This window comes from Pseudotamlana haliotis (assembly GCF_008806375.1).
GTDB classification, from domain to species: Bacteria; Bacteroidota; Bacteroidia; order Flavobacteriales; family Flavobacteriaceae; genus Pseudotamlana; species Pseudotamlana haliotis.
Genome location: NZ_WAAT01000051.1, coordinates 73,026 through 86,438 on the forward strand (window position 1 = coordinate 73,026; position 13,413 = coordinate 86,438).

A 13,413-nucleotide genomic window follows, 5' to 3' on the forward strand; every position below is an offset into this window, starting at 1 on the left:
GGTATTGACTATAAATGTCATCATCTTTTAGTTGGAAAAATAATACTATTTAACTACCCGCCCAATAAACTTATTTTCATATTTCAGTATATAAACCCCTGAATGAAGACCATCTAAATTCATGATTGTAGAATTTTCTACTACTTGCGTAGCAACCAATCGTCCTTGCAAATCCGAGATATTAATTATAGCACCAGATTCTATTCCTTTGATAACGATATGGTCGTTAAACGGGTTGGGAAACAGTTGAAACTTGATATCACTTTCTATGTTATTTGAACTTAATGTTTTGCAAGTTGATGTCGTACTCAAATGTTTTTCTAAAATAGCCATTTGTGGTTTATCTGTTGAGCCATCAGGTTCTACAGAAAGAATATAATTTCCCCACCATGGGCCACCTGCCCAATACGTGCCATTAATGCAGTTTTGAGAGAGGTAATCTAAAAAATTATCAAGAGCAGTTAGCCAGCGATTATCATCGGCAGGCACCCCGTATTCACCAACAAAACCGTTGAGGTTATTAGCTTGTAACCAATTTACAAAAGGTGCCACACGGTCTATTCCTATATTAGGATAGGCACCTTCGGCATCGTAATTTGCATCGTATTTTCCCGAAGCGTCATTGTCAAAATAGACATGCGCTTCAAAAATGAGTTTGTTTGAAGTATCATTAAGGTTTTTTAAATTATCACTGTACTGCAACCAACGTTCTGCAGAGCTCCAGCTATCGCCAGCAACTATAATACTTGTTTGGGCATCCTGAGTTCTTATACCGTTAATAATGTCTTGTGCGGTATCAAACCAAGAGGCATTAGGGAGTAAGTCGTGCGGTTCATTCATAATGCCGTAGCCCCAAATGTTTGAATAATCTTTAAATTCAATGGCTAATTTTGTCCAGAGATCTTTGATATGTGTTATGTTCAATTGGCTCGAACCAATAATCATTTCTTGTCCGTTTAATTTATATCGGCAGTAGTTATGTAAATCTAAAATGACTTTCATATCGCGATTTTCTGCAGAGTTTAAAACGGTTTTAATACGTTGTAATTCATTTAAATTTAAACTACCGTTTAAGGTAGGCTGAATACGTTCCCATTTAAATGGTAATCGAATTAAAGTAAGCCCTTTGCTTTTGTAATAATCTAATTCGCTTGCCGTAGGGTAGGTGTAGTCAACACCAAAAGTTCCGGGCATGTTGGAACCAAAATCTGCCCCAGCCAAATTAATGCCAAAGGGATTTTGTGCGGTTGTTTGAAAGGCTAGGAGTAATAGAAATAAGGTATAGGCGAAAGTGGTTTTTTGTTTCATAGACTTAGGGGGCGTATAAAATTATAAAAACGTAAATATAGTACTACGCTTTATGATTTATCATGGATACTTCATTTTATTTAGTTTAGAATTTCGATTTGTAGGAAAACTTTAGGGTAATGGTTTTGTCTCAATTATATAATTGACAATTTGTTTTAATTATTTTGTTTTCTTGATAGTATACCATTGATTAAAAGGTGTTTATTCTGTGTGATTCGAGCTCATTTTACCTTATCAATAATTGATATAAATAACTTGCAGAAGTGAACTGCTATATCTATTTTTGCGGTTATTTGTAATAAGTCTAAATAAATGAATCATTTCGTCGTATTGTTTTTTGTCATGCTTAGTGCGTTTGGAGGAGCCCAATCTAATTTGGGGCAAATTCAAGGGCAGATTACTGATGAATCTGGCGAATCGCTTTTAGGTGTAACGGTTCAACTTAAAAATACGAGACAAGGCGCAGCAACAGGTTTAGATGGAAACTATGTTTTAAATAGAGTACGCTACGGAAATTACACTCTAAAAGTTTCTGCCATTGGATACCAAACTCAGGAAATTGATGTATCGGTAAATTTGGAAGAAAGTATCATAAAGAATTTTGTTTTAAAAGAAGATACTTCTGAGCTGGATCAAGTCTTTGTGGTAGGTAAAACTAAAGCTGAAAAAATTAAAGAAGCTGGGTTTAGTGTTAATGCTATTGAAACTCAAAAGATAAAAACCCAAAGTCTAGCGTTAAATACCGTTTTAGATAATTCTGTTGGAGTGCGTGTAAGAACTACCGGAGGAGTAGGCTCAGATTTTGAGTATTCTTTAAATGGTATGTCTGGAAATGCGATTCGTTTTTTTATTGATGGCATTCCTATGGATTATTTTGGTTCTTCCTATTCTGTAAATAACTTGCCAATCGCCCTTATCGATCGCATTGATATCTATAAAGGAGTGGTTCCTGTAGAGTTAGGTTCCGATGCTTTAGGGGGCGCTATAAACTTGGTGACCAAAGAACAGATTGAAAATTTTGCCGAAGTTTCTTATTCCTTTGGTTCTTTTAATACGCATAAAGTGGCCTTTAATGGACAATGGAAATTCGATTCTGGATTTACAACACGCCTTTCTAGTTTTTACACCTATTCTGATAATAATTATAACGTTTGGGGAAGAGGTGTATATTATGGAGAGGAAGGGACAGGAAAGGCTATAGAGTTTACTAAAGACAATCCCGCCGAACGTTTTAATGATGATTTTCAAACCTTCAGTACAAAATTAGACGTAGGATTTACTAATAAATCATGGGCCGATCAACTCTTCTTAAGTATTTTGGGTTCCGATCTTAAAAAAGGCGTGCAAACTGGACAAACCATGGGGCATGTGTACGGTGAAATGCGTAATAATGAACAGGTGCTCATGCCTATTTTGACATACAAGAAAAAGGATATTTTTACAAAAGGCCTCGATGTGAGTACTTTTGCGGCTTACTCGCATACCAAAGCTGAGGTGATTGATACCACCACAGCACGATATGATTGGAGAGGAGAGGTAATCGGTACCAATCCTTCTGGAGGAGAAACCAGTCGTAATGGGCGTTCTTTATATACGCAAACAGATAACTCGGTTATTGCTAGATTTAACGGCACCTACCAGTTGCCTAAAGATTTCAAATTAGGATTCAATTATTTATATACGCATACCAGTCGTACCGGAGAAGATCCTTTTTCACCACCACATAGATTGGCTTATTTCGATCCTCAAAACATAGCTTCGCAATTTGCAGGACTATCTTTAGAAACGATTAAATTCAACAACAGGCTTCGGGCTAATGCCTTTGTAAAATGGTATGGTTTTAATTCTTCTATTAACGAACTGGTTTACACCACTGAATATGAGGTTAGACCCATAACTAGTAACATTTCTAATTGGGGAGGTGGTTTCGCGATGTCTTATAAACTTTTTCACCAATTTTTACTTAAATCTTCGCTAGAACAAGCCACGCGATTACCAAATGCTACTGAAGCTTTAGGTAACGGCGTTACGATTACAAATAACCCGGATATCAAACCAGAACAAAGTTTTAACGCTAATATAGGCTTTATTTTAGGCAGACTTCCGTTAGCAGGAAACCAGGGTGTAAAATTAGAAATGAATGCTTTCTACAGTAATACAACGGATAAAATTCAGATGAATGTTCAAGGCGGACAAGCAACAGGCATATTTGAAAATATAAAAGCCGTTTCAGGAACAGGAGTTGAATTGGATTTTGTTTATGATTGGAATCAGAAATTTAAATTCAATATCAATGGTACTTATTTAGATTTCAGAAATACACTTAAGGTTGATGAGAATGGCAATGACAACATTATTTATGGCGACCGACTTAAAAATGAGCCTTACTTCATGGCAAATGCTGGTGTTGATTATACCTTAGATGATTTTATTCAAAAAAAATCTAAGTTATTTATGTACTTACAGTCTAGTTATGTTCACGAGTTTTTTCTGAATTGGTCTAGCCTAGGAAGTGAAGATATCAAAAATAAAATCCCAACTCAATTGGTGTTTGATGCAGGATTGGGCTATACGTTTCCAAATGAAAAATTGAATGTATCAGTAGATTTTTCAAACTTTTTAAATGAACAAGTATATGATAACTTTTTGCTTCAAAAACCTGGTAGGGCTATTTTCTTAAAAGTAAACTACCAATTCCTATAGAGAAATATAAATCAGAATAAATTAGAAATTAATAAATATTGTAAACATGAATTTAAATCTTATGAAAACTAATAAAACATGGAAAGCTGTAACAGCTTGTTTATTTATAGCCTTAAACCTTACGTTTGTTGGGTGTAGTAATGACGATGATAGCACTGATGATGGAGACTCAAATCAAGATGTGTCGTATTTAGTAGGTGCAGCCGTAGATGATGAGGGTTATTATTTTACAACCGATAACATCACATCTGGTTCATTATCTATTCAAGGAAATGGCGCTGAAGGTTGGGCGACCATATCAGTAACTGTAGATGGTTATCTATATATCGTTAACAATACAGAAGGATTAACTGAAAAGTTTGAATTAACCGAAAATGGACCTGTAAAAGTAGATGCTATTTCAAATGCTGTATTAGCTCCTGGAGCTTTCTTCCGTTATATTCAAGCTACAGATAGTGGTGATTTATTCCTATCGAGTAGTCCAGAAAAAGAAAGTGGTCAAATGCCTTACGGGATTATTGATTTAGATACTTTTGAAGCTACAGGTCATGGGTATATCGATTTTCCTGAAGTAAACGGCAAAGTGAATTTATGGGCTAATGGTTTGGTGAGTAATGGAAAAATCTACTTTGGTTCTTTATACGGTGAGCCTAGTTGGGCAAATTTAGAAGAGAATTTAATTACGGTAGCTTTTGATTACCCTTCTATTACAAGCCCTAAAGTTTTAGAGTCTCCTGCTTCTGCTGGTATGACTGCTGGATATAGAACTAACGGTACTTTTGCTACTGAAACTGGTGATTTATACCAATACAACATTACAAGTTCATTATGGTACGGGAATGAAGAAGTTGCTGATAAGCCTTCTGTTTTTGTTAAAATAGCGAATGGTGATTATGACGATTCTTACATATTAGATGTGTCTGCACATTTTGGAGAGCCTGTTACTATTTGGAATGCTTGGTACGCTGAAAACGGTATCGCTTACGCGAACGTAGTACGTGCTGTTGATGTTCCTGAGTGGGGTGATTTATCACAAAATACTGGGACTTTAGTTGAAATTGACTTATATAACGAAACCATAACTGAATTGAATTTACCAAAAGCGCCTTTCGTGAATATTTTCACCTTAGACTGTGTTGAAAATGGTAACTTCTATATCCCTGTAAGTATCGCTGGAGGTGAGGCTAATATCTATGAAATTAATATTGATGGCGGTGCTAATGGCTTTACAAAAGGAGCGAAGTTAGATGGTAGCAATGTGTATGTAGACGTGCTACAAAAAGTCAACTAATTATAAAGATTTTTAACTTTTATATAGCTATATATTCCAGTTTAATTTTCAATATTTGCGAGCCCCAACCCAACGATGTTATTTGGGTTGGGGTTTGTTTTTTTCTATGAAAACACGATTTAAAAATACACTCCACAAAATACACCTCTGGCTAGGCATGGCCTCAGGTTTGGTGGTCTTTATTGTAGCTATTACAGGTTGTGTTTATGTGTTTTCATATGAAATAAAAGATGTTATCTATAAAGATAGACATCATGTTTCCATACCAGAAAACCCTACTAGAGTACCTATATCGCAGCTTATAGAAATCGCTGAAGGCGCTTTTAATAACACTTATAGCTTTCAAAATGTAATTATCCCAAATGACCCCGGTCATGCGGTAAGTATTAGCTTTACCGATGTTGATGGTACTGTTTTTGGATATCATAATTTCATGAAGTTCTATAAAACTGTTTCCTTAAACCCCTACAACGGAAAAATAATTTTTATAGAAAACACCAAATGGGAGTTTTTTAATGTCGTTCTAGCCATTCATATGAATCTATTTATGGGTTACAATGACGTAAGTCATTATATTGTTGCTGGTGCCACATGGACTTTTGTTTTTATGCTTATTTCTGGCTTAATATTATGGTGGCCTAAAAAATCACAGCGCAAACAAAGCTTTAGCTTTAAATGGAAGAAAAGTTCGAAATGGCGACGTAAAAACTATGATTTGCACCGCATTTTTGGTTTCTATATGCTTGCAATAGCCTTAATTTTAGCTTTGACAGGCTTGATGTGGGCTTCAAAAAGCTTTAATGCCTCGGTGAAATGGGTAGCAAACGGCGGAAAAACAATCCCTTACGCGGCACTTTCTAAACCCGTGCAAAACACAAATCCAGAACAACCGTTTGATGTGATTTTAAATACAGTAATCACTGATTACCCAGAATATGAGTTTCTGTTAATACGTAAACACCCTAAACCTAATATTCCCTATATTGTACGTGTTTACAAAAAAGACGAACAAAACTATAAACGTACCGAGCTCTATTTTGATAGAACCACGGCCGAGCTACTAAATACTTTTACATTCTCTGATAAGAATAACGGTGAAAAAATACAAGCCCTAAATTACGATTTACATGTTGGGGCTATTGGTGGCTTACCAACCAAAATACTGGCCTTTTTAGCGAGTTTATTAATAGCCAGTTTACCGATTACGGGCTTTTTTATTTGGTACGGACGCAAGTATAAAAAGAAAAAATAGTTATAAATTTTACATAATTAATTTATACATTTACCAAGTAGATTTTACGATAAGAAATCAATGGGGGATTAGCTCAGCTGGCTAGAGCGTTTGACTGGCAGTCAAAAGGTCACCGGTTCGACTCCGGTATTCTCCACAAGTGTTAATAGGGCTTCCAAGCGATTGGAGGCTTTTTTTATGAGCCTGAGATAGCGCTCAATTTAGCGCGTGTTGTTGTAAGTTAGAATTATACAGAGAAGCGCAGAGGTTACACAGAGTTGCTCGAAGCTATATTTTAGATACCGATTACACTGGTTTTCACAGATTACACTTTACTACGCCTTTGCGACTCCACTGCAGACCAGAAGTGTTATTATGGATAAAATAAGTGACCTAAAACTTAATAGAAAACCCTGTGTAAACCCCAATGAAATAAGGGTTGAAATTCCCAGAGGTATTATCAAAAGTGTTGAATTGATATTTAAACATAGGCTCTAAATTCAGGTCTATTTTTTTTGTGAATTTATAGTTTAAACCGAGTCCGAGGTTGGCACTGTAACTGGTGTCGTTAATGTTATTAGCTTCACCAATATACGTGCTTGTACCATCTTCAGCATTAGAAATAATTTCGTTATCACTTAAAAAGAACGAGCTAAATCCGCCAATAATATTAACGCCCAATCGTTTTTGAGAAAGTGCGTATTGAATTTCTAAAGGCACTTCAATGTAGTCAAATGTTTGATGAATAGATACATTAGTCGCTGTTAAAGGTTGTGCTGCATTGCTATCTGCAGCGGTAGAGGTCACCGAAATATTAGACGTTGTACTTGACACGTTCTGTAAGGCGCTAACACCTGCTCCTCGTGATTCATAGACAATAACATTGTTTGTGTTGTAGCCTAAGTTTACTTTGTTAATTCCCGAACGTATTTTTACACGGTTATTTACGGCATAGCTGGTAGAAATACCATAACTCATATTCACATCGCCCGTTTTTTCGTTGTTAGAAAATTGTTGGTCAATGGATGAACCCTCACCTAAACTATTAAAATACACCGGTGCCACATGAGTAGAGACACGCCATCTGTTTTGGTTTTGTTTAGTTTTAACAGGTCTGTTGTTTGCTGCTATGGCTTCTTCAATTGTTTGTGTGTTTTTATTGGAGTCGTTGTTGCTTTCTGCAATAGCGTTATTGTTTTTTGAGACCTGAGCGATATGTGATTTAGCGGCTTCTTCATCAATTAAAAAAGGGTCCTTGTTTTGAGTCGTGTTTTCTTGAGTAGATGACACTAATGCAGTATTCGAATTTATATTTTCTAAAGCAATGTCTTCAGAAGTATGCTGTTTTTCAGAGCTTGTCGCTATCGTAGTCATTGTGTTACTATGATGGCTGTTGTTTCCAGTTTTTTCTTCTGAATTTTTAGCTACAGATGAATTTTTAGAGGATGCTGTTTGTGGGTTGTCCGATTCTTCTGATGGTGTGTTTATTGCGTTTGTATGGCCTTCTGTATTGGTTTTAGAATCTGTTATGGCTGAATGGTCTTCTGAAGTCCTATTAATTGTTGTTTTAATGACTTCGGAAGCATTTTCAATCAGGATATCATTAGTATCTACTACTTGATGTTCGCCTTCTTTTTCATTGAAAAATGGCATTCCAATAGTAATAAAGAGTAAAAGAAGGGCTGCCACACCAGCATAGCGCCACCAAATAGGGATCACACGGCGCTTGTCTTCTTTTGAGTGAAGTTTAGCTTCTATATTGTTCCACACGGCATCGCTTGGGGTTGCTTCAAAGTCTTTAAAGCTTTCCTGGAATAACCGGTCTATGTGTTTCTTTTCAGCCATTATAAGGATTGTAAGTGTTCTGTGTTTTGGTAATCTTCAATAGTTGTTTTTAAAATCATTCGCGCTCGTGCCAAATTTGACTTTGAGGTGCCCACGCTAATATCTAATAGTTCTGCTATTTCTTTATGAGAATAGCCATCGAGAACGTAAAGATTAAAAACCAAGCGGTAGCGGTCTGGCAATTCTTGTATGATTTTTAATAGATAATCGATGGACACTTGGTCCTCATCAATTTCAATTTCTACGTCTTCAATGGCGTTTTCATTAACCAAGTCAAATACCTTCTCTGTTCGGTATCGTTGTAAGGCGGTATTAACCGTAATACGTTTGAGCCACCCTTCAAAAGAGCCTTGGTTTTTATATTGTCCAATTTTTTTGAAAATTGTTAGAAAGGCATCCTGCAGGTTGTCTTCCGCTTCAGCGCGATTGCGTGAATACTTCAAGCTTACCGCGAACAACTTGCTGGAAAACAACTTGTATAATTCGCCTTGGGCTTTAGTATTATTAGCTTTACAATTTTTTATGAGCAATTCTAGACTCAATTGAACAGGGTTTAAAATGAATACTTAAAGTTACTCATTTGTTATGGGGTATCTACAACTGGTACTTCAATTTCAAGATAAACATTTTCTCCGTCCTCATCTTCACCTTGCCAAAATTTGAAAATATATGAATCACGAGTAGTTGGAGTGAAGTTCAAAATATTGCTGACAAGAATATCATCTGTAGGTTCGCAATTATTGTAATCAAATACCAAGTTGTTTGGGGCTACGGTGCGTACGTTATCTTCTTTTCTGTAGTAGAAGTTATAGTATTCATAACATGTTGTTGGTTGGTAATAGAAGACTTCAATTTGATAGGTTTCACCACGTTCAAATTCTACAGGTATATCTACACTATCAACAGGTAAAATGGCCGACCCAAAGGCGACACCTTCATCGTCAGTACTACATGATACAAAAAAGGTTAGAGTTACAAATAAGGCTATTAATCTTTTCATGACTTTATAGTTTTAGGGGTTTTACATATTTCTATGTAGATGCCTATAAATTGAAAAGGTTGCGTAGCCAGCAAAAAAAATCCCGAATTAACGGGATTTTAAAGTTTTATACCAATTTAATTGGTGTTACATTTCTGAAACTATTTTTCGAACCTTGGTTTCAAGTTCTTCCATAAGTTCCGGATTATCTTTTATGAGTGTTTTTACAGCATCTCGACCTTGACCGAGTTTTGTTTCTTCGTAGCTAAACCAAGAACCACTCTTTTTAACGATTTCGTGTTCTACAGCTAAATCTAGGATTTCTCCTACTTTAGAGACCCCTTCACCGTACATAATGTCAAATTCTGCCATTTTAAAAGGTGGTGCTACCTTGTTTTTCACCACTTTTACTCTGGTTTTATTACCTGCTACATCACCATTGGTTTCCTTAATTTGCGTAGATCTTCTAATATCTAATCGAACCGACGCGTAAAATTTTAATGCATTACCACCAGTTGTAGTTTCTGGGTTTCCAAACATCACACCAATTTTTTCACGCAATTGGTTAATGAAGATAACTGTACACTTGGTTTTGCTAATAGAACCTGTTAGTTTTCTTAAGGCTTGAGACATTAAACGGGCATGAAGTCCCATTTTAGAGTCGCCCATTTCACCTTCAATCTCACTTTTTGGTGTTAAGGCCGCTACAGAATCGACTACTACAATATCAATAGCACCAGAACGAATTAAGTTATCGGCAATTTCTAAAGCTTGCTCACCATTATCTGGTTGCGAAATAATTAAATTGTCAATATCAACGCCTAATTTTTCAGCATAAAAACGATCAAAGGCATGCTCGGCATCAATAAATGCTGCAATACCTCCAGCCTTTTGAGCTTCCGCAATAGCGTGTAAAGTTAAAGTAGTTTTACCCGATGATTCTGGACCGTAAATTTCAATAACTCTTCCGCGCGGATAACCGCCAACGCCTAAAGCGATATCTAGACCTAAAGACCCCGAAGGAATAGCTTCTACGTCTACAATGGCAGAATCGCTCATTTTCATTACGGTTCCTTTTCCGTAGGCTTTATCTAGTTTGTCTAATGTAAGTTTTAGTGCTTTTAATTTCGCTTCTTTTTCGCTGCTCATGGCTCTGTTTGTTTACTGAAAATTGGAGGGCTAAAATACTATAAGTTTTATCATAACACAATAATAGTTTTCAACATAAAATTATTGGTAGGCAGAATACTATCATGAATAACAGAAAAAATTCTACTGTAAATTACGCAACCTTTTTAATGGATTTGCATCATAGAAAAAGATATGAAGCTAGAACGCTTGATGTTTTATATTTAAAATTGTGTGACTAACTCAATACTAAGCACTTAAACTTTGGTTTAAGTGCTTTTTTTATGCTAAAAAGACTTAATCTCCTAGAAAATCGTACCTTTGCAGCTTCAAAAAATAGTCTTTAACCTTATAAAATTAGTATAGCATGCAACTGTACAATAAATTAAGTGCCAAAGAAAGAGCAGAATTAATCGAAAAAGCCGGAAAGGATCGATTAACACTTTCTTTTTATCAATATGCCAAAATTGACTGCCCTCAAGAATTTCGTGATCAGTTATTTATAGTTTGGGAGAAACTAGACGTTTTAGGACGTATTTATGTGGCTACCGAAGGTATAAATGCCCAATTGTCTTTACCAGCCGATCGTTTTAATGATTTTAAAGCACATCTCGATACCATCGATTTTTTAAAAGATATCCGTTTGAATATTGCCGTTGAGCAAGACAACATGTCTTTTTTAAAGCTGAAAGTAAAGGTGCGTAACAAAATTGTGGCCGATGGGTTAAATGATGATACGTTTGATGTGACGAACAAAGGTGTGCACCTTTCAGCAAAAGAGTTTAACGATATGTTAGCGAATCCAAATACGGTTTGTGTAGATATGCGTAACCATTACGAAAGTGAAATTGGTCATTTTGATGGGGCAGTAACACCAGATGTTGATACGTTTAGAGAATCGTTAGATATTATTGAAGCTGATTTAAAAGAGCATAAAGAAGAAAAAAATTTATTGATGTATTGCACCGGCGGTATACGTTGTGAAAAAGCTAGTGCATATTATAAACATAAAGGTTTTAAAAACGTTTTTCAGCTTGAAGGCGGTATTATTGAATACACCAGACAGATTAACGAAGAAGGCCTAGAAAATAAATTCATAGGCAAGAATTTTGTTTTTGATGAACGTCGTGCTGAAAAAATTAGCGACGATGTGATTGCGCGCTGCCACCAATGTGGTAGCCCAGCAGATATTCATACCAACTGTGCCAATGATGCTTGTCACTTACTTTTTATCCAGTGTGATAGCTGTAAAGAAGACATGAATTATTGCTGTTCTGAGAACTGCAAAGAAATACATGCGCTCCCTTTTGAAGAGCAAAAAGCCCTTCGTAAAGGCCAAGCCAATAGCAACGACATTTTCAAGAAAGGACGTGCCGACCACTTACCTTACAAAAAGGATTTACGTAATATTTTCGAAACACTGAAAGTAGATAAACTTAAAGACTAAGGTCATGCAAAAAATTGAATTAATGGCGCCAGCAGGGAATTTTGAATCCTTACAGGCAGCCCTAGATAATGGTGCAGATTCTGTTTATTTTGGCGTTGAACAGTTAAATATGCGTGCGCGTGCAACGGTAAATTTTACCCTTGATGATTTAGATGAGATTGTAAAACGCTGTGAAGCTAAAAACGTTAGAAGTTATTTAACCTTAAACACCATCATTTACGATCATGATTTATCGATTGTAAAAACCTTGGTTAAAAAAGCCAAAGAAGCCAATATTACTGCAGTCATTGCTATGGATCAAGCCGTGATTTCTATGGCGCGAGAAGTGGGGATGGAAGTGCATATTTCTACTCAAATCAACATCACGAATATTGAAACGGTTAAGTTTTACGCTATGTTTGCCGATACCATGGTGCTGAGCCGTGAGTTAAGCTTACGCCAGGTTACGATGATTACCGAGCAAATTGAAAAAGAACAAATCAAAGGCCCTTCAGGAAGACTTGTAGAAATAGAGATTTTTGGTCATGGTGCCTTGTGTATGGCGGTTTCAGGGAAGTGTTATTTGAGTTTGCATTCTGATAATTCTTCAGCTAATCGTGGGGCTTGTAAGCAAAATTGTAGAAAAAAATATACGGTTGTTGATCAGGAAACTGGTTTTGAAATGGAGCTAGATAACGAATACATCATGTCGCCTAAAGATTTGTGTACCATCGATTTTTTAAATGAAGTGGCCGATGCTGGTATCAAAGTTTTAAAAATTGAAGGCCGTGGTCGAGCACCAGAATATGTAGCTAAAGTGATTCGTTGTTACCGTGAAGCTATTGATAGTATTGAAAACGGTACTTATAGCAAAGAGGAAGTTATTGAATGGATGAAAACTTTAGAAACCGTTTATAACCGTGGGTTCTGGAGTGGCTATTACTTAGGTCAGAAATTGGGCGAGTGGAGTAAAGGCTCTGGTTCTCATGCCACACAAAAGAAAGTGTATATTGGTAAAGGCACACATTATTTCCCAAAAGCTGAAGTCGGTGAGTTTAAAATTGAAGCCTATAACATAAATGTAGGTGATACCATTTTAGTCACAGGACCATCAACTGGGGCTCAAGAATTTGTTGTTGAAGCGTTTTTCGTGAACGATCAAAAAGTAAGCGAAGGGAAAAAAGGCGATATGGTGACGATTAAATTGCCGTTTAGAATCCGCCAATCTGATAAACTTTATAAGATTGTTGAAAATAAAGTAGAAGCCTAATGGTTGTCATTACCTTACAACGAAAAAAATGTATTGGCTGTAATTACTGTGTGGAGTTGGCACCAAGCCAGTTTCAAATGTCTAAAAAAGACGGGAAGTCTGTTTTACTGCAAAGTCAAGAAAAAAAAGGTTTTTTTACGCTGAAAAGCAATGATTTTTCTATCTTGGAAGCTTGTGAAAACGCAGCAAAAGCCTGTCCGGTAAAAATAATAACAGTTAAAAACTAGTCATA

Annotated in this window: 11 protein-coding genes and 1 tRNA gene; 7 read left to right on the forward strand and 5 right to left on the reverse strand. The window is 36.2% G+C overall.

Annotated features, from left to right (window positions below):
* Nucleotides 1-45: 45 nt before the first annotated feature.
* A complete protein-coding gene (locus F6U93_RS13300; RefSeq protein WP_150940651.1) occupies nt 46-1,308 on the reverse strand; it encodes a cellulase family glycosylhydrolase in 1,263 nt (420 codons plus the stop codon).
* Nucleotides 1,309-1,620: 312 nt separating this feature from the next.
* On the opposite strand from F6U93_RS13300, the gene F6U93_RS13305 reads away from it, so the two are divergent.
* The 4 genes from F6U93_RS13305 (at nt 1,621) to F6U93_RS13320 (ending at nt 6,690) form a co-directional block, all read left to right on the forward strand.
* Nucleotides 1,621-4,011 carry a TonB-dependent receptor gene (locus F6U93_RS13305; protein WP_150940653.1) on the forward strand — a complete coding sequence of 797 codons (2,391 nt, stop codon included), beginning with the start codon at nt 1,621-1,623 and terminating at the stop codon, nt 4,009-4,011.
* A gap of 61 nt (nt 4,012-4,072) precedes the next feature.
* Nucleotides 4,073-5,302 (forward strand): hypothetical protein, encoded by a 1,230-nt coding sequence (locus F6U93_RS13310; RefSeq protein ID WP_150940655.1) that lies wholly within the window; start codon nt 4,073-4,075, stop codon nt 5,300-5,302.
* Between the two features lie 106 nt (nt 5,303-5,408).
* Complete coding sequence (locus tag F6U93_RS13315; protein ID WP_150940657.1) at nt 5,409-6,554, forward strand: PepSY-associated TM helix domain-containing protein; 1,146 nt, start codon at nt 5,409-5,411, stop codon at nt 6,552-6,554.
* 62 nt (nt 6,555-6,616) lie between these two features.
* Nucleotides 6,617-6,690 (forward strand) — tRNA-Ala (locus F6U93_RS13320).
* Nucleotides 6,691-6,926: 236 nt separating this feature from the next.
* Here the strand turns inward: F6U93_RS13320 and F6U93_RS13325 are convergent.
* From F6U93_RS13325 to recA, 4 genes are all read right to left on the reverse strand, one after another.
* Nucleotides 6,927-8,378: an outer membrane beta-barrel protein gene (locus F6U93_RS13325; RefSeq protein ID WP_150940659.1), complete on the reverse strand. Its 1,452-nt coding sequence runs from the start codon at nt 8,376-8,378 to the stop codon at nt 6,927-6,929.
* On the reverse strand, nt 8,378-8,920 hold the full coding sequence (locus F6U93_RS13330) for an RNA polymerase sigma factor (RefSeq protein WP_150940661.1): 543 nt from the start codon (nt 8,918-8,920) through the stop codon (nt 8,378-8,380). The genes F6U93_RS13325 and F6U93_RS13330 overlap by 1 nt, the downstream gene beginning before the upstream one ends.
* A 41-nt stretch (nt 8,921-8,961) precedes the next feature.
* Complete coding sequence (locus F6U93_RS13335; protein WP_150940663.1) at nt 8,962-9,378, reverse strand: hypothetical protein; 417 nt, start codon at nt 9,376-9,378, stop codon at nt 8,962-8,964.
* A gap of 126 nt (nt 9,379-9,504) precedes the next feature.
* Nucleotides 9,505-10,506, reverse strand: coding sequence for a recombinase RecA (recA, locus tag F6U93_RS13340; RefSeq protein WP_150940665.1), 1,002 nt, complete (start codon nt 10,504-10,506; stop codon nt 9,505-9,507).
* 346 nt (nt 10,507-10,852) lie between these two features.
* Between recA and trhO the strand changes: the two genes are divergently transcribed.
* From trhO to F6U93_RS13355, 3 genes are read left to right on the forward strand one after another with little or no spacing between them, the layout of a single operon-like run.
* Nucleotides 10,853-11,932, forward strand: a complete 1,080-nt coding sequence (trhO, locus tag F6U93_RS13345; RefSeq protein WP_150940667.1) for an oxygen-dependent tRNA uridine(34) hydroxylase TrhO — start codon at nt 10,853-10,855, stop codon at nt 11,930-11,932.
* A gap of 4 nt (nt 11,933-11,936) precedes the next feature.
* On the forward strand, nt 11,937-13,181 hold the full coding sequence (locus tag F6U93_RS13350; RefSeq protein ID WP_150940669.1) for a peptidase U32 family protein: 1,245 nt from the start codon (nt 11,937-11,939) through the stop codon (nt 13,179-13,181).
* Nucleotides 13,181-13,408: a ferredoxin gene (locus F6U93_RS13355; protein ID WP_150940671.1), complete on the forward strand. Its 228-nt coding sequence runs from the start codon at nt 13,181-13,183 to the stop codon at nt 13,406-13,408. Before F6U93_RS13350 ends, F6U93_RS13355 begins: the two co-directional genes overlap by 1 nt.
* Nucleotides 13,409-13,413 lie beyond the last annotated feature (5 nt).